The following is a 17,700-nucleotide window of genomic DNA, read 5'->3' as shown; positions in this document are numbered from 1 at the left end:
ATGAATAAACTTTCAAAAAGAATGCAGGCAGTTGCAGCATTGGTTCAGAATACCACCTGCCTTGCAGATGTAGGATGTGACCATGGTTATGTTCCGATTTATCTGATTCAGTCAGAATGTATTGGGCATGCCATTGCAATGGATGTGAACCGGGGGCCGCTTCTTCGGGCAGAGGAGCATATCCGGGAAGTTCATTTAGAAGATTACATAGAAACCAGATTGTCCGATGGACTTACAGCACTGGCTCCATCTGAAGCCGATGGCGTGGTAATCGCCGGAATGGGTGGAGCGTTGACGAAACGGATTCTTGCAGAGCATCCGGAAGTTTGGAAGAAGATGAATAATCTTGTGTTACAGCCACAGTCTGAAATAGAAGAGGTACGCCGTTATATTTATGCGGAAGGCTTTCACATTGAAGAAGAAGATATGGTGGAAGAAGAAGGTAAATATTATGTAATGTTAAGATGCGTACCGGGAAAAGCAGCACCGTTGACGGATGTTGCTTTTCGTTATGGTGGATATTTATTACAGACAAAAAATGAAATATTAAAACAATATTTAATAAAACAGAGACAGCAGTTCTCGGAAATCTTAAAGAAACTTGAAATCCAGAAGCTTATGCCGGAGCAAACTGTATTGCAGAAACCAGAATTGCTGCAACAATCTGCAACGCAACAGGATGAATTGCAGCAGAAAGAAGATGGCAGTACAAGACGCTTTGAACGGCAGAAAGAACTGCAAGAGAAACTTGCAATGATAGAAGAAGCAGAGCGTATCATGGGAGAAAATATATGAAGTGTGAACAGATACGGGAAATATTAGAGACACTTGCTCCTGTAGCAATGGCCTGTGAATGGGATAATCCAGGATTTCAGGTCTGCAGATGGGAGAAAGAGATAAACAGTATCTATCTGGCGGTGGATGCAACCGATGAAGTAATTGCGGAAGCAAAAGAACTTAAGGCTGATATGATACTGACGCATCATCCGTTAATCTTTGGTGGAATAAAAAATATTCTTACCAGTGATTTTATCGGCAGAAGAATTTACGGACTGGCACAGCAGGATATGGTTTACTGTGCGATGCATACGAATTTTGATATCTGCGTCATGGCGGACCTTGCAGCAGATTACCTGGAACTAATGGAGACAGAACCATTGGAAGTAACCGGGGAGTGGCAGGGAAAATCCTGTGGTATCGGCAAAGTGGGGATGCTGCCAGAGGAGATAAGTCTAGGGGATTGCGGCAGGATTGTAAAAAGCCGGTTTCAGACAGAAGCGGTAAAAGTATTTGGTGATACCAGCCGCATGGTACAGCGTGCAGCAATTTGTCCCGGCTCCGGAAAGAGTGAAGTGGATGAAGCGATTGCAAAGGGTGCCCAGGTGTTGATAACAGGAGATATTGACCACCATACGGGAATCGACGCAGCAGCCAGAGGCTTAAGTATCTTAGATGCAGGACATTATGGATTGGAGCATATTTTTGTAACCTATATGGCAGAATATTTCAAGGAAAAATTACCGGAACTGAACATATACAGCCAGAAGTTACAATCTCCGTTTTCCTATATTGTATAAATAGTAATCAAAGAAATGGGGGACTACTATGGGAGAAATTAAATGTAGAATTAATATTCATGGAAATGTAAGGGAGTATGTGCCGGAAACCACATACAAGCAGCTTGCCAAGGAATATCAGAAACAGTTTTCGGATGATATTGTCCTGGTGCTGGTGAACAACCGCCTGCGGGAGCTGCGTGAGAAGGTAGAATCGGGAAATCTTACCTTTATTACAACAGCAGACAAGGATGGAAGGAAAGCATACCGGAGAAGTACGGCGTTACTGATGCAGAAGGCAGTGCATAATCTTTATGGGGAAGAAAAGATTACGGTCCGCATCATGCATTCCATTGCCCAGGGATATTATTGTGAACTGAAGCGGAATGAGGAAAAGAACGGAGCATCAGAGCAGGCAGAATGGGTAGCTGTCGATGAACAGATGTTAAGGAATTTAAAGCAGGAGATGCAGCGTCTGGTAGAAGCCGATTTTCTGATTGAAAAGCACAGTCTGCCGACGGCAGATGCAGTAGAACTCTTCCGGAGACTGGGAATGACCGATAAAGAAAGACTGTTCCGCTACCGGAGAAGCTCAAGAGTCAATATTTATGAGCTGGATCATTACAAAGATTATTTCTATGGATATATGGTACCGTCTACCGGTTATCTGAAATATTTTGACCTGACATTATATAAAGAAGGTTTTATGCTGCTCTTTCCGGGAAAAGATACCAGGACGGTGGATGTTTTTGTCCCATCGGATAAACTGTACCTGACACTGGAAGAAGCGTCAGAGTGGGGACATACCATGGGAGTAGGAACCATAGGAGCTTTGAATGATGCAGTTTCTGCCGGCAGAATACAGGAAATAATTCTGATACAGGAAGCCCTGATGGAACAGAAAATAGGACAGCTGGCAGAGCAGATTAAAGAGGGACATCATAAGAAATTCATTATGATAGCAGGTCCGTCCTCTTCCGGGAAGACAACGTTTTCCCACAGGCTGTCCATACAGCTTGCCGCCCATGGCATGAAACCGCATCCGGTTCCGCTGGATGATTTTTATGTAGACCGGGATAAGACACCGAAAGATGCAGATGGAAAACTGGATTTCGAATGCCTGGAGGCATTGGATATTGACCGTTTTAATAATGATATGACAAGTCTTTTAAATGGAGATGCAACGGAACTGCCGGTATTTAATTTTAAAACCGGAAAACGGGAAGCAAAAGGCAGAATGATGCAGCTTGGAGAGGAAGATGTACTTGTTATTGAAGGCATCCATGGACTGAATGACAGGCTTTCCTACTCTCTGCCGCAGGAAAGCAAATTCCGTATTTATATCAGTGCGCTGACCCAGCTGGATATTGATGAACATAACTGCCTGCCGACGACAGATGGCAGACTGATCCGGAGAATCGTAAGGGACGCAAGAACCAGGGCTACATCAGCAAGGGAGACCATAGCCATGTGGGATTCGGTAAGGCGGGGAGAAGAAAAAAATATCTTCCCATTTCAGGAAGGTGCTGATGTAATGTTTAATTCAGCTTTAATTTATGAACTTGCTGTGCTAAAACAGTATGCAGAGCCATTGCTGTTTGCAATTGAACGGGACTGCCCGGAGTATCTTGAAGCGAAGCGGCTGCTGAAGTTCTTAGATTATTTCCTTCCGGTACCGGCAGATAATATCAATAACAATTCGATTATCCGTGAGTTTATCGGTGGAAGCTGTTTTAATGTCTGATATAGAAGCTATATGAGGGATAGACCGTGTTTCTTGTACAAAAGAGACATTTGTCTATCCCTGAATTTTACTTAAAAACACAAAAAAATAGACAAAAATTACGAAAAAAAGCGAATAAAAATAGAAATTTTGTTGAAAAGCATATAAAGAATGGCTATAATAAAATAATGATGATTTTTGTCACATCATGATATGTGAAGAATGATTTGGAGAGTGGCAGAGAATGGAAAGCAGACAGAAGAAACGTCTGGGGGATATGCTGATTGAGGAACAGATTATTACAGATGAGCAGCTCTCAGATGCATTAGAGAAGAAAAAGGGGACTACAAAGCGGCTGGGTGAGGTTCTGGTAGAGCTGGGTTATACCAATGAGACGGATATTGCCAAGGCACTGTCAAGCCAGCTTGGACTGGAAATAGTCTCGCTTAGTGGAATACAGATAGAAGAAAATGTGCTAAAGCTGGTGGACGTGGCAGTTCTGAGAAAATATGTCATGGTACCAATTGGCTTTTCACCGAATAATATGAATGAAGTCCGTGTGGCAATGGCCGACCCGATGGATATGCGTGGAATTGATGATTTTTCTATTATTACTAATCTGCAGGTCGCACCGGTAATTGCCACAACCCATGATATTATGCTTACCCTTGACCGTTTCTATGGAAGCAGTGAAGCAAGGAAGGTGGCTGAGGCATATGCACTGGAGCGCCGGCAGGAAGAGCAGAGGGAACAGGAGAAGGAGAATGATGAAGATATTGCAAATTCCCCGATTGTCCTTCTGGTAAATGCCATGATTGAGCAGGCAGCAAGACAGCGTGCCAGTGATATACATATAGAAGCATTGGAAAGCCGTGTAAGAATCCGCTACAGGATTGATGGTGTGTTATATGAGAAGGCGAGCTACGACATCCGGCTTCTGAATGCAATTACAGCACGTATCAAGATTATTGGCGGCATGGATATATCAGAAAAAAGAAAACCACAGGATGGACGAATTACCCTTGTGGTAGATCGTGTGGAATATGATATCCGTGTATCAATCCTGCCAACGGTTTATGGAGAGAAGTGTGTACTTCGTCTTGCACAGAAGAAAGCACTGACCAAGGATAAGAGGGAACTTGGATTTACCCCGGGGGAGCTGGAAAGCTTTGATCGTATGTTAAAGCATCCGAATGGAATCCTTTTGGTAACAGGACCAACCGGAAGTGGTAAATCAACGACGCTTTACACAGCACTTTCTGAACTGAATACAGAGGATATTAATATTATCACAGTAGAAGACCCGGTAGAGGCGAATCTGGACGGCGTCAATCAGGTACAGGTAAATGCCAAAGCGGATATGACCTTTGCATCTGCACTGCGTTCAATCCTGCGACAGGATCCGGATATTATCATGATTGGAGAGATCCGAGACGAAGAAACTGCAGAGATTGCGGTACAGGCTTCTATTACTGGACATCTGGTAGTAAGTACCCTGCATACCAACAGTGCGGCAGGAACCATTACCCGAATGTTAAATATGGGCGTAGAGGGATACCTCCTTGCGGATTCCGTAATTGGTGTAATTGCCCAGCGTCTGGTGCGGAGACTCTGTCCGAACTGTAAACAGCCGCATAAGCCGACAGAATACGAACGCAAGCTTCTGAATCTGGATGATTTGGATGAGACGATGATTTTTGAAGCAAAGGGCTGCCCGATGTGTGCCAATACAGGGTATAAGGGCAGAATCGGTGTCTATGAGATGATGGAAATCAGCACGGAAATGAAAGACGCTATAGCAAAAGATGCTTCCACTGCCGAAATCAAACATCTGGCAGTAGAAAATGGAATGGAAACTCTTGCAGCGGGAGCCAGACGTAAAGTTTTAGAAGGAATTACTTCTGTGTCAGAGCTGGTGGGAGTATCTGCTGAGGATTAAGGAGAACTGGGGATTTTACAATGAACAGAATAGAAATGTTTTTGCGGGAAGGAAATGAAAAAGGGGCATCCGATATCCATCTTGCACCGGGAAGCCCGGTGATGTTCCGGATTGATGGAGAACTGGTTCCCGCATCAGATGAGAAGATAAAACCATTTGAAATAGAAGAAATGATAGAACCGCTGTTGACGGAAGAGCAGAAGGCAGAGCTGAAGGAAAATGGAGAACTGGATTTTGCGTATTCTATCGCAGGCTTTCACAGGGTGCGTTTTAATGTGTTCCGTCAGAGAGGTACTTATGCGGTAGCACTCCGTATACTCTCGTTTGAGATACCGGAAGCAAAGCGGCTTGGTATTCCACCATCTGTGGTTGACCTGACCAACCGCAAGCGTGGGCTGGTATTGGTAACAGGACCGACCGGAAGTGGTAAATCTACCACACTGGCGTCTTTGATACATATTATTTCTGAAACATATGCTAAGACAATTATTACACTGGAAGACCCGATTGAGTATTTGCATCCTCACAGCAAGTCAATTGTATTGCAGAGGGAAATCGGTTATGACAGTAAGAGTTATGCGTCAGCACTTCGCGCCGCATTGCGTGAAGACCCGGATGTAATTCTGGTGGGGGAGATGCGTGACCTGGAAACAATCAGTATTGCGATTACGGCGGCAGAAACCGGATATCTGGTATTTTCAACCCTGCATACCAACAGTGCAGCAGCAACCATTGACCGTGTCATTGACGTGTTTCCACCGCATCAGCAGCAGCAGACCAGGATACAGCTGTCAGGTGTTATTGAAGGAATTATCGCCCAGCAGCTTCTTCCAAAGGAAGGCGGCGGACGTGTGGCGGCTTACGAGGTCATGCTTGCCACTCCGGCAATCCGTAACCTGATACGTGAAGGAAAGAGCTTCCAGATACAGTCTATGATACAGACCAGCAAGAAGCTTGGCATGCAGGCAATGGATGATGCCATTTATGACCTTTATATGCAGAATAAGATATCCGCAGAAGATGCCGTAAGCTTCGCACAGGAGCCGGCAGTTATGCAGCAGAAGGTAACGCTATTCTAAACTGCGGAGCATCTGCAGGGAACTGTTAACAGCAGCTTCCGTGGATACCGTAGAATGAGAAAAATGGTTAACAAATTTGAAATTTAACCGATAAATATACTGTAAGGGGGATGAGAAGGTGCCCAGTTATTCATATATAGCAGTGGATGCCATGGGAAAAGAGAAGAAGGCAACCATTGATGCAGAAAATCAGGACAAGGCAGCAGCCCGGCTTAAGAAAAACGGACTTACTTTAATATCCATAAAGGAAGTCGGAATGTTGGAAAAGGATATTAAATTAAGCTTTGGGCGGAAAGTAAAACCAAGGGATTTGAGCGTGTTCTGCCGGCAGTTTGTCAGTATGATAGAAGCCGGGGTTACGGTAATTGATGCCCTTGGAATGTTAGAGGAACAGACGGAAAATAAGAGGCTTTCCGCTGCACTTCATGAAGTGCGTACCGAAGTGGAGAAAGGACAGACACTATCTGAAGCCATGGGACATCAGGGAGAGATTTTCCCGGAAATGTTAGTGAATATGGTGGCGGCAGGAGAGACCTCCGGTAATATCGAACTTTCCTTCAGCCGTATGGCAGTGCAGTTTGATAAGACGGCGAAACTGTCCGGTTTAATGAAAAAATCACTGGCTTATCCGGTGGTACTTCTGATAGTGGCAGTATTAATCGTCATTCTGATGGTAGTAAAGGTAATACCGGGATATGCAGCAACCTTTGAACAGGCAGGCATGCAGCTGCCGGGCATCACCCGGGCAATGATGAGCATGAGCCATGTGATTACAAAATTCTGGTATCTTTTCGTGGGAGGAATCCTGCTGATTGTACTTGGTATCCGGGAATGGCGCAAGACAGAGAATGGAAAGCTGTTCTTTGGCAAAATAGCCATGAAACTTCCAATATTTGGCAAGTTAAACATAAAGACATATTCTTCACAGTTTGCCCGTACATTAAGTACTTTAATGTATGCAGGAATCCCATTGATTCATGGAATTGATGCAGTCACCAAGCTGATGAAGAACCGTCACTTCCAGCTGCAATTGCAGTCAGCAAGAGAGGAAGTGGCAAAGGGTGTTCCGTTATCAGAACCGCTGCGGAAGGGCGGACTGTTTCCGCCTATGGTAATCCACATGCTTTCTATCGGCGAGGAAACCGGTGATATTGAGGGCATGTTAGACAAGCTGGCAGATTATTATGATGAAGAGGTTGAGATGACCACCCAGACGGTTATGGCGGCAATGGAACCAATGATTATCGTAGTAATGGCAATTATCGTAGTAATTCTGATTGCAGCAATTTATGCGCCGATGCTTTCCATGTACAACCAGCTCGGCAACATGTAAAACGAATTAAGATTCCGTAATAGGGGCGGGATTTTAAGATAAAATATTTATATTTATACAAGAAGGAGAATAGCATTATGAACAAGATTAGAAACAGAAAGAACAACAAAGGCTTTTCATTAGTTGAGTTAATCATCGTTATTGCCATCATGGCAATCTTAGCAGGAATCTTAATTCCTCAGTTTGTTAAGTACATCAGCAGCTCCAAAGTATCCGGAGATATCCAGCAGGCAGAGAACATCTACAATGCAGTAGCAGCTCAGTACGCAGATTCTCAGGGAACAGCACCAACAGGTATGACTTATGATGGAAACAAGCATGAAGTAACAGCTGCTGTTGCAGAGGCATTAGAAATGGGAAAAGCAGCACCTACATGTAAAGTAGATTCAAGCTATTTATTTATGTATAGCTGTGACAGCAAGGGTGCGGTTGCTGTATATCTTGCACCAGCAAGCGAGGCAGATAAAGCATATGATGCTACAAAAGATACCAAGATTTCTCCATCCATTGAAGGAGTGGATAAAGATAAGTGGACAAAATAATCCGCTGAGCTAAGAAAGGACACTACATACCATGACACCAATGCTTGCACTCATCACAGTATTTATTTTCATATATGGAATTGTCATCGGAAGCTTCTTAAATGTCTGTATCTACCGGATACCGCAGAAAGAAGATATCGTCCGGGAGAGTTCCCACTGTATGAGCTGCGGGCATCGGTTGAAATGGTATGATTTAGTGCCGCTGTTCAGTTATCTTTTCTTAAAGGGAAAATGCCGTTACTGTGGTTCGAAGCTGTCAAAGCAGTACCCTATCGTCGAAGCACTCAATGGAATCCTTTATGTAGTTGTATTTTACGCAACAGATTTTAGGTGGGACAGTATTTTATACTGTCTTATGACTTCTGCGTTAATCGTACTTAGTGTGATAGATTACCGCACCTATGAGATTCCTTTTGGAATCAATGTGTTCCTGTTTGTACTGGGGGTTATCCGGTGCGTATTTGGAAAAGGGGACAGAGGAACCTTGATGATTGGTTTCTTTGCAGTGAGCTTGTTCTTGCTGTTATTATCACTTCTTACCAGAGGAGCAGCAATTGGTGGTGGAGACATCAAGCTGATGGCGGCTGCCGGGCTGCTTCTCGGATGGAAGTTGATTATTCTTGCATTTGTGATTGGATGTATTGCGGGTTCTGTGGTACATCTGTTCCGGATGAAGGTATGTGGTGCCGGCAGAATGCTGGCGCTGGGTCCATACTTATCGGTCGGGATATTTATTGCTGCCCTGTGGGGAAATGGGATGATAGACTGGTATCTGGGACTTTTTATGTAGAAAAGAGTGATTATAAGTGGAAAGTGTATGAAGCATAGGTATGCTTTCCAGTTATAATCACGAAAGGTGAGTGAAGGATGAAGATATTAAGTATAGAAATAGGTGTTGATGTAACCCATGTATTGGAGATGGATTACCGGGTGAAGAATCCGAAAGTATATCGAAGCTTTAGCTTTCAGACTCCGGTAGGTGTAATTGGAGAAGCTGGTGTGCGTAAGAGTGAGGAATTCCGCACAGCCTTACATAAGCTTCTGGATGCAAATAAGATTAAGACACGGAAAACTTTGTTTGTAGTTAATTCCGGTAAGATAGCAAGCCGTGAAGTGCTGATTCCGATGATAAAAGAAAACCGTATCAAGGATTTCTTAAATACAAATTCAGCAGATTTCTTCCCGGTAGATTTATCCCGGTACCAGCTGGTATACCGGAATGAAGGTGTGGTACAGCAGGACACGGTAAAGAAGAGAAAATTATATGTATTTGCTGTGCCGGGAGATCTGGTACAGTCTTATGAAGAGCTGGCAGATTTCTGCTCCCTGGAACTTACAGCACTTGATTATGTGGGAAACAGTATTTTCCAGATGATGCATAAAGCGGTAGGAAATAATATCTGCTGTTCTGTAAAATTAGACAATAATGCAACCATGATTACGATTATCAATCAGGGAATGGTTGTATTACAAAGAACAGTATTTTATGGCTTTGAAGAAGTAGAGAAGGTTGTAGTGGATTCCGGTCTTTTCCCGAAGGAACAGTATCCGGCAGCAATGGATATATTACAGCAGACAGACTGTCTGGATGCAAACCAGGCGGCACCGGAAGATGCCATGAATGCCATGCGGGCAGAAGCGGTAGAAGCACTGCGTCCGATGATTGGCAATATTCGGCGGGTATTAGATTATTATCAGTCCAGAAATAATGGGGCAGAAGTAAAAGAGTGTTTCCTGATTGGTAACGGAGCTTATATCAAGGGACTGGACAGACTGATGTCCCTGGAATTGAATCTTCCGGTACATTTACAGGAAAAAGATGTTTTAAACGGTTTCCGTACATCCGGAGGCAGATTTGATGCCATGTATGAAGCCTGCTATGGAGCAGCAATACAGCCATTAGACTTTGTGTTTGGTTCGGCACAGACTGCAAAGATTATAGAAGAGAAGAAAAAACGCGAATTGCTTGCAGCAAAGCTGATTGGTCTGCTTTGCGTGGCATGTGCTGTGATATTGCTGGCATTATCCGGAGTACAGAGGATTGCATTATCCCACGAACTGAATACTCTGAATAAGCAGAAGGATGAACTGGAATATATACAGGATATTTATAATGCATATGTGGATACCAAGAGCCAGTATGATGATGTGACAAAAATGAATGGCAAGACAGAGACAGTCAGTGATGCACTGGCAGATGCCATTGAAGAAATGGAAGAAAAATTCCCATCCGGTGTAAAGGTAACAAGCCTTACCAGTAATGGAGAGGGAATTTCCATGGACATTGAAGTATCTACAAAGGAAGAAGCAGCAAAGATTTTGCAGAATCTTGCAACCTTCGACGCTTTCCGCAGTGTAACGACCAACGGAATTACAGAATCCACAGATGAGAACGGTAAAATTACGGTAACATTTTCAGTGATGTGTACCTATGTAAATGGTACAGCAGATGATTCCATTGATACCGAGACCACACCGGAAGAAGATGTCGAGACCTATATGAATGGTGACCAGTATATTTATCCGGATATGGAAGGCAGTACCGAAAGTGGGGAGGCAGACAATGAATAAGGAAAATAAGAAAGTAAACGACAGGGAATTAAAACTGATATTTGTATTAGGCGGCATAGTATTATTTTTCTTAATCTACCAGTTTGGATATCTGAATGTCCAGAAGGCAAATAAAAATTTAAAGAGCCAGGTAGATGAGGTGCGTGGAGAAGTAAAGGTTATGCAGACCATGAAGCAGAACGAAGAGACTTATAAGGCATATACAGATTCCATGACACAGGAAATGCAGGAGGTAATGGATGCAATTCCATCAGAGATCCGTTCGGAGGATAAGATTATGTTTGCCAGAAGTCTTGAAAAAGAGTATGGCTTTCATGTTACCGGCGTAGGTCTCCAGACGGACGAAATGGTTTATGAAATGAATGAAGATGGAAGTAATCCGGCAGATGATGGCAAATTGTTATATCGTACCGTGGTAAGTCTTGACTGTGAATGTGATTATACACAGCTTAAGAACTGTCTGCGTGGATTAAAGAATAATAATTTCAAGATGTCTGTGGATACAGCAAGCTTCGAGCCGGATGAAGAAACCGGGAAACTGAAAGGAAATATGACGGTAAATATGTATTATCTTTACGGAAGTGAGAAACCATATGAACCATTAACCATTGATGGGGTATCCTTAGGAACAGATAATATTTTTGGAACGGGAACGATTACGCCGTCAGCTTCATCGGATGCCGCAGGTACAGAAGATACCACAGGAAAAACAGGTACTACAGGAACAGCAGGTACCACAGGAACGGATACCAGGCGGTAAGAAAAGCCGGACAGTATAGAAGAAAATGTGAAAAGCAGAAAGGAGCAGAGATGGTATGAGCGGTTATAATGGCAGAAAATTAAATCATAAATTAAATTGTAGTTTAAATAACCGGGGATTTTCATTAGTGGAAATTCTGATTGCAGTAGCGATTCTCGTACTGTGTGCAGTTCCTTTACTGAAAGCATTTGTAACATCTGCCCAGACCAATGTCAGGGCAAGACAGAATTTAAATGCGACTACGCTGGCTGAAAATATTATGGAAGAAATAAAAGCAGCAGGTGTTGAAGGCTATGGTGTGAAATCGGGAGACACGGTTACGATAGATGGTGTGGATCTTCCGGTTTATGAGGCTGAGTATAGCAATTACAGCTTTGATGGCAGGGCATATGATGTTAAGGCAGTAATGACACCATCGCAGGAGACCTATCTGGATGGTACGGATGAAAAAGCATATAATGCACAGGGTATCCCGGAGATTTCTGTTATGGATGACAGCCGGGATGCTGTTTATGTAGAGGACAAGAATGCAAGATTTGACATAATAGATGAAAATGCGGATTCGCTGGGCATGAAGGCGGAAGAACTGCTGAATGCATGCAGAACGGAATACCGCTTTGCAGTAAAGGAAAATCACGGCAGATATACCGTTACCCAGACGGTAACATACAGTGATGCTTCCGGAAATACAATCGGAACACCCCAGACCCTGACCATATTTGATTCGGTGCTGACCGGAGCAGATCTCAGAAGTCTTTATGTGTGCTATATTCCGGCACTTCGAACAGCCGGTGATATGTACAGAACGCAGGAGAAGGTGGTAATCGAAAACAGACAGGATATTCCGGTTGATGTATATCTTATCCGTCAGGGCTCGCAGGATACACCACTTGCAGTCAGTATTATAGAAAGTGCTCCATCAACAGTGGCAGCAACACAGATTCATACAAATCTTTCTGTAGATGATAAGACAGACATCGGCAGTATAGAACGAAATGGAAGCAGTATTACAGCAGCTACAGCTAAAAGCGCCTTTGGTTTTCAGAAGATGGGCGAGGCTGCAAAGGCAGATGCAGCCAGACTTTATACAGTAGAAGTAACCGTTAAACCGGTAGATTCGGAAAAATCAATTACCTTAACAGGAACGGCAATGAAGTAAGGCGGGAAAACAATGAACAGATGGAAGAAATCACGGGACAATCGAGGAATGTCACTGGTCATGGTCATTGGAACAGTGGCACTGGTAAGCATACTGGTGGTTATAGTACTGTCTCTTTCTCTGATGAATATACAGATGAAGTCAGTATATAAGAAGTCTGCGGATAATTTCTATGATGCAGAAGCGGCAATGGATGAGATACGTACCGGTCTGCAGCAGGATGTGGCAGATGCAGCAACCACGGCATATCTTTCTGTTATGTCACAATATTCTGCCAGCAGTTATCAGGATGCTGTGCGTCAGAGCACCTTCCGGGAATTGTACCGGAAGGAGTTAAAGAAGAAAATCGGGCAGACCATGGATGATACCCATTATGATATCGGCTATCTTGAGAATTATATCGGTGCGTCCCACCGTTATGAAGCAGCAACCGGTACCGGAGCCAGACTTACAACACAGGATGGCAAAGATGCAGATTTTGTGGTAACACAGTCCGGTCTTGTGATTATGAATCTGGAGCTTTCTTATAAGGATGCAGATGCTTATGAGTCAGTTGTAGATACAGATCTTGTATTAAGCTATCCACAGGTAAACTTTATCCAGTCAACATCAGTACCGGATTTGCTGAATTACTGTGTGGTAGCAGATGAAGGTGTCTGGGTAAACAATGGAAACCGTACACTTACCATGAATGGCAATGTATACGCAGGCAATTATTATACCGGGAGCAGCAGTGACCGGAATGGATTCCACATTGACAACAGTGGAAGTGTAATGCTTGGACTGCGCAAGACGCTGATTACCAGAGGCGGACTTACGGTAGAAAACCAAGGTTCTTTTACAACGGATACCAAAGCTACGATATGGGCAGATAATCTCAATGTTTACAGCAACGCAGCCCTGTCCTTATCTGGCAGTACATATGTATCGGATGATTTGACGATTACCGGAAGCGGTGATGTTACCTTGCGTGGAGAGTATTATGGCTACGGTAATCCGGAGACTGCCAAGGCAGCGGCATCTGTAGTTACAGAAGAAGTCAATGCCAATAAGGCGGCATACAGCAGTGCCATGATTATCAATGGAATTGCAGACAGTGGCAAGGCTAGTATCCGCATGAATGGATTAAAGACATTGATGTTAGCAGGAAATGCCTATATCGGAAGCGGCAATGCCATGATGGGAGAATCCCTGGCTGTAAAGAGCAGCCAGACGGCATATCTTGCACCGGCAGACTGTTTTCTTATAAATACTACCAATCCCACAACGGTAGCGGAAGATTTTATGGCAAAGAGTGATTTTGCAGCAGCTCCGGAAAAATATATTAATTATGAAGTGTTAAAAAATTATCATGCTTTGGATATCACACCATTATATAAAGATGGTCTGGTTTATTATTTCTTAAAATTCGAGAATGCAAAGGAAGCTGCGGCATTTGACCTTGCATACTACAATGATGCAGACCATGCAGCCACAAGGCAGCAGTACCTGTCTCTTTATGTGGATGACGCAGAATTATCTATCCGGGAGAGCAGCTCTGTGGAGAAGATTACCAACGGAAGTATTCTTGTCTGGGATACAAAAGGAATCCGTACCATTGAGCCGACAACCATAAGTAATGGATTAGACGATATTTACGAGGATGGTTATTATGCCGGACTGCAGAGTGGCTGGCAGGATATGTATGCTTCTTATAATATTTCACTGACAAAGGATTATGAGAGGCTTACAGCGGAGCAGAAGGCAGCCACTGTGTTTGAAAATCTGGTGGATGTAGACGGGCTGAAAAAAATTACTGGCACATCCGGAGCAGTTGAATTTGAATTTACCGATGGGGATGGAGTCCGGCAGGTGGCATACGTAACAGATAATGAAGGTGCATCAGCATTGGAGGTGGATGCTTCGTTTCTGGGTGGAAAGAATGTACCGCTTATCATTGCAACCGGAGATGTGAAGGTTACAGCAGATTACTCCGGTACAATTTTAAGTGGTGGCCAGGTGACCTTTGGCATGCCGGGAAGCAGCAGTTCAACAGTGTCATCTGATATGCAGGATGCTGCCAGAGTCATCCAGAATGCCGAATATAAGAAGGGGTCAGATACCTATATTCTGTCACAGGTATTGAAGAACAGCCAGTACTATGTAGGCAGTATTGGAAAGGCATATACCGGAGAGGATGCCGTGGATGTAACGAAGCTTGTAACCTATCAGAACTGGTCAAAGGAGTAAAGATAAGATGCAGAAAGGGAATCGTATAAGCGGAAAAAAGAATAGTGGATTTTCGTTGGTAGAGCTGATTGTTACCGTGGCGATTCTTGCAATTATTTCTGTGGGAGCGTTTCTGCTTACCGGCTCACAGAATGGATGGAAACTGCGTCATGCTGCGGAAAGACTGGATTCAGCACTGGATAAAGCTATGGTTCAGTCTATGAGTAAGAGTGATACTGCAGGTCTTATTGTCTATGAATTGAATGGAGAATATTATGCGGCAATAATAAAGGAATCCTGCCGGGACGGAAATATTTACCGTGTAACTGAGGACAAGGTGCTGGAAAAGTATTCACTTGGAAAAGAACCGTTGACGATTACGCTAAGTTATAAAGGAAAAGACGGGACAGCAGTATCAGATGTTACATTATCCAATCAAGGCAGTGAGAGTAATTTAAGCAGTGCGGCAGAATTTCTCTATGACAGAAGTACGGGGGCGGTTAAGACCGTAAAGGTAAACAGTGTGGAAAGCTATTATACTGGTATATATTTGAAGTTGTCAGACCGTGATATGCAGATAAAAATAAGTGCTGCCACCGGCAGACATGAGATACAGTAAGCAAAAAGCAGGGAGGAGGAAAACAAAGTGGACCACAGGAAAGCTTCAAAGAAGTATTGTGAAATCAGAAAATGCGGGATATATGATAATAAAGGATTTACGCTGGTTGAACTGCTGGTGGGAATTGCGATTGTGGCAATTGTCGGTGGATTAATCGGCACATTTTTGATTTTCTCCACAAGAACATATGGAAAAGTAACCGATGAAGCAGACTTACAGGAGGATGCACAGATTCTCCTATCCCAGATGGATAGTTATATTATCGATACAGACAGTGCACTTCGTTATTATGCAGATGTATCAGAGAGTGGAAGCGGCACGGAAATTTTAAAGGACAGCCTTTATCCGGGTGGAGCAGCAGGACTGACCAGAAAATGGCTGGAGATTTATAAGACCACCGATACCGGATATACAAAAGAGACCGTTTTGTGGACAAAATCCACAGAGAAGCTGACATATAAGCAGGAGACTATTGATGCGGCAGGAACGGTAACTGAAAATATAGAAGAACAGGATCTGGCAACGCATGTAACAGATTTTTCCATTGATCTGACGAAAGTAACTTCATTGCGTCAGGTAACAGTGTCTGTTGCACTTGCCAGTGGAGAGAAAAGTTATGGAGCGGATACTACAGTGTATCTGCGTAACCAGATTGTAGTAAATGGGGAGCCTTATAAACCGGATGCAGCACCGGTCATTTCATCTGTACTCAGCGTTAAGGTTCTGCCACAGACAGTTATGATGCGGCCCGGCGGAAGAAAGGCATTTCAGGCAATTGTCTATGGTAATAATTCACCATCCCAGGAGGTAACCTGGAGTCTTTCCGGAAATACGTCTTCCCTGACCACTATTTCAGAGGATGGATTGCTGTGGATCAGCATGGATGAGAAGGCAAAGAGCTTAACGGTAACAGCGACATCGGTACAGGATACCACCAAGTCAGGAACGGCGGAAGTAACAGTAGTACATGGCAAGAAGCTGTCTTTAGGCCAGATTCGGAAATACTGGCTGCAAAGAGGAAAATCAATGTATATCTATGCAAGGGTGAATGGAACATTAAGTGGTTCTATTACCTGGGAAAGTAATCCATTGGATTTACTTTCGGTGAATCCCGCAGATTCTGTAACAGTTGCAGGAGGATATCCATCATTGGATTTGATGAATGCAAGATGTGTGAAAACAGAGTATCCGGGGACACCTTTAGGAGAATATACAGTGAAGATTAGCGGTATAGTAGATGGTCAGCCGTATGAAGATATGGTTTATATAGAGGTGGTGGATTCGCCTGAAACGGCTGGAGCAGGTGATGTTGTATATTTTGATAAATCAAATGGTTTGGATTATTGGGTACATCCTGGAGACACCGTGAATTTGTCTACAGCATTAAAGAGGTTCGATATTGGAACAAAACGTAGTTATGAATTTAAAGAAGGCGGGAATATAAATAAGGAATCCTATACTTTTGAAACCTCTGGAACAGATGATGAAAAGATAAAAATAAGTATTGATGAAACAGCTGAGGATGGTGAGATTTATGTTACAGTCAAAGCTGGAAATCAATGGCATACAGGCTATGATTCTGTTACAATTCATGTGGCGGAGGAATTGGATTTCCCATATATTGTGGAAACAACATATTTTCCAGATCAGGAGAACTGGTTCTGGTCAAGTGTACATTGCAGGGGACCGGTAATGATAGCAGATTCAACATTACAATTTACGAATCTTACTTCCGGAATCAATGGGTTGATAGCAAATACCGGCGAGCCGCATAAACTTACACCATCGGAGCAGCATACAGGTGAGAATGAGCGTACGCTGTCTGGCGTAAATGAATTTGTACAGGACGGACCGGGAAGGTATGAAAGTTCTAAGATACTTAATTTAGAGGGAATTATTATTATTGATAAAGATGTTGAACTTGATGCACCTTTTATTTGTTGTAATAGTGATACGGTGATTTATATAAAGGGAGAACATAGCTTGAAATTCAAAGGAATTACTACTTTTGACGGGCTGATTTATGCACCGGAAGGAGATGTTTATTTTGAAGGTCAGGCGGGTTATTGCCGGGGTGTTGTAATAGCAAAAAATTTGCATGTAAATAGTCGGGGAGACAGGGAGTTATCCTTTATGGAAAAAAGCAGTGTAATGGATCTGGTTAATACATTGAAGGCAAACTAGCTTGTTGAGAAGTAAAAGAGGACAGGA

General features: G+C 43.4%; 14 protein-coding genes. All 14 read left to right on the top strand.

Features of this window, described 5'->3' with window-relative positions:
- The 14 genes from DV740_RS05465 to DV740_RS05400 all read left to right on the top strand — a co-directional run bounded on the left by DV740_RS05465 (position 1) and on the right by DV740_RS05400 (position 17,673).
- Positions 1 to 795 carry a tRNA (adenine(22)-N(1))-methyltransferase gene (locus tag DV740_RS05465; protein ID WP_118087573.1) on the top strand — a complete coding sequence of 265 codons (795 nt, stop codon included), beginning with the start codon at positions 1 to 3 and terminating at the stop codon, positions 793 to 795.
- Positions 792 to 1,577: a Nif3-like dinuclear metal center hexameric protein gene (locus DV740_RS05460; RefSeq protein ID WP_118087572.1), complete on the top strand. Its 786-nt coding sequence runs from the start codon at positions 792 to 794 to the stop codon at positions 1,575 to 1,577. The genes DV740_RS05465 and DV740_RS05460 overlap by 4 nt, the downstream gene beginning before the upstream one ends.
- Positions 1,578 to 1,605: 28 nt before the next feature.
- Entirely contained in the window at positions 1,606 to 3,300 is a 1,695-nt protein-coding gene (locus tag DV740_RS05455) for a nucleoside kinase (RefSeq protein ID WP_117947422.1), read from the top strand.
- Positions 3,301 to 3,523: 223 nt separating this feature from the next.
- Entirely contained in the window at positions 3,524 to 5,218 is a 1,695-nt protein-coding gene (locus tag DV740_RS05450; RefSeq protein ID WP_117841990.1) for a GspE/PulE family protein, read from the top strand.
- 20 nt (positions 5,219 to 5,238) lie between these two features.
- Entirely contained in the window at positions 5,239 to 6,297 is a 1,059-nt protein-coding gene (locus DV740_RS05445) for a type IV pilus twitching motility protein PilT (RefSeq protein WP_118087571.1), read from the top strand.
- A gap of 118 nt (positions 6,298 to 6,415) precedes the next feature.
- The gene (locus DV740_RS05440) at positions 6,416 to 7,630 is read left to right on the top strand and encodes a type II secretion system F family protein (protein ID WP_118087570.1); all 1,215 of its coding nucleotides are present in this window, start codon (positions 6,416 to 6,418) and stop codon (positions 7,628 to 7,630) included.
- 77 nt (positions 7,631 to 7,707) lie between these two features.
- Positions 7,708 to 8,172 (top strand): type II secretion system protein, encoded by a 465-nt coding sequence (locus DV740_RS05435; protein WP_117947419.1) that lies wholly within the window; start codon positions 7,708 to 7,710, stop codon positions 8,170 to 8,172.
- A 31-nt stretch (positions 8,173 to 8,203) separates the two neighbouring features.
- The gene (locus tag DV740_RS05430) at positions 8,204 to 8,962 is read left to right on the top strand and encodes a prepilin peptidase (RefSeq protein WP_330414786.1); all 759 of its coding nucleotides are present in this window, start codon (positions 8,204 to 8,206) and stop codon (positions 8,960 to 8,962) included.
- Positions 8,963 to 9,039: 77 nt separating this feature from the next.
- Positions 9,040 to 10,743 (top strand): pilus assembly protein PilM, encoded by a 1,704-nt coding sequence (locus DV740_RS05425; protein WP_118087569.1) that lies wholly within the window; start codon positions 9,040 to 9,042, stop codon positions 10,741 to 10,743.
- A complete protein-coding gene (locus DV740_RS05420) occupies positions 10,736 to 11,503 on the top strand; it encodes a hypothetical protein (RefSeq protein WP_118087568.1) in 768 nt (255 codons plus the stop codon). Before DV740_RS05425 ends, DV740_RS05420 begins: the two co-directional genes overlap by 8 nt.
- Positions 11,504 to 11,558: 55 nt before the next feature.
- Complete coding sequence (locus DV740_RS05415) at positions 11,559 to 12,662, top strand: type II secretion system protein (RefSeq protein ID WP_118087567.1); 1,104 nt, start codon at positions 11,559 to 11,561, stop codon at positions 12,660 to 12,662.
- Positions 12,663 to 12,674: 12 nt separating this feature from the next.
- Entirely contained in the window at positions 12,675 to 14,891 is a 2,217-nt protein-coding gene (locus DV740_RS05410; RefSeq protein ID WP_117947416.1) for a hypothetical protein, read from the top strand.
- Positions 14,892 to 14,898: 7 nt separating this feature from the next.
- The gene (locus DV740_RS05405; RefSeq protein ID WP_117947415.1) at positions 14,899 to 15,489 is read left to right on the top strand and encodes a pilus assembly FimT family protein; all 591 of its coding nucleotides are present in this window, start codon (positions 14,899 to 14,901) and stop codon (positions 15,487 to 15,489) included.
- 27 nt (positions 15,490 to 15,516) lie between these two features.
- Positions 15,517 to 17,673, top strand: a complete 2,157-nt coding sequence (locus DV740_RS05400; protein WP_118087565.1) for a PilW family protein — start codon at positions 15,517 to 15,519, stop codon at positions 17,671 to 17,673.
- Positions 17,674 to 17,700: the final 27 nt, after the last annotated feature.

This window comes from Roseburia sp. AF02-12, from assembly GCF_003461765.1.
Classification (GTDB): Bacteria; Bacillota; Clostridia; order Lachnospirales; family Lachnospiraceae; genus Roseburia_C; species Roseburia_C amylophila.
Note: the sequence above shows the minus strand (reverse complement) of the source record. Positions and strands in the feature narration are given on the sequence as shown.

What these genes read in the sequence shown, in the direction of transcription:
- DV740_RS05465 (WP_118087573.1), top strand. Translation starts at nt 1, where the DNA reads ATGAATAAACTTTCAAAAAGAATGCAGGCAGTTGCAGCATTGGTTCAG.
- DV740_RS05460 (WP_118087572.1), top strand. Translation starts at nt 792, where the DNA reads ATGAAGTGTGAACAGATACGGGAAATATTAGAGACACTTGCTCCTGTA.
- DV740_RS05455 (WP_117947422.1), top strand. Translation starts at nt 1,606, where the DNA reads ATGGGAGAAATTAAATGTAGAATTAATATTCATGGAAATGTAAGGGAG.
- DV740_RS05450 (WP_117841990.1), top strand. Translation starts at nt 3,524, where the DNA reads ATGGAAAGCAGACAGAAGAAACGTCTGGGGGATATGCTGATTGAGGAA.
- DV740_RS05445 (WP_118087571.1), top strand. Translation starts at nt 5,239, where the DNA reads ATGAACAGAATAGAAATGTTTTTGCGGGAAGGAAATGAAAAAGGGGCA.
- DV740_RS05435 (WP_117947419.1), top strand. Translation starts at nt 7,708, where the DNA reads ATGAACAAGATTAGAAACAGAAAGAACAACAAAGGCTTTTCATTAGTT.
- DV740_RS05430 (WP_330414786.1), top strand. Translation starts at nt 8,204, where the DNA reads ATGACACCAATGCTTGCACTCATCACAGTATTTATTTTCATATATGGA.
- DV740_RS05425 (WP_118087569.1), top strand. Translation starts at nt 9,040, where the DNA reads ATGAAGATATTAAGTATAGAAATAGGTGTTGATGTAACCCATGTATTG.
- DV740_RS05420 (WP_118087568.1), top strand. Translation starts at nt 10,736, where the DNA reads ATGAATAAGGAAAATAAGAAAGTAAACGACAGGGAATTAAAACTGATA.
- DV740_RS05415 (WP_118087567.1), top strand. Translation starts at nt 11,559, where the DNA reads ATGAGCGGTTATAATGGCAGAAAATTAAATCATAAATTAAATTGTAGT.
- DV740_RS05410 (WP_117947416.1), top strand. Translation starts at nt 12,675, where the DNA reads ATGAACAGATGGAAGAAATCACGGGACAATCGAGGAATGTCACTGGTC.
- DV740_RS05405 (WP_117947415.1), top strand. Translation starts at nt 14,899, where the DNA reads ATGCAGAAAGGGAATCGTATAAGCGGAAAAAAGAATAGTGGATTTTCG.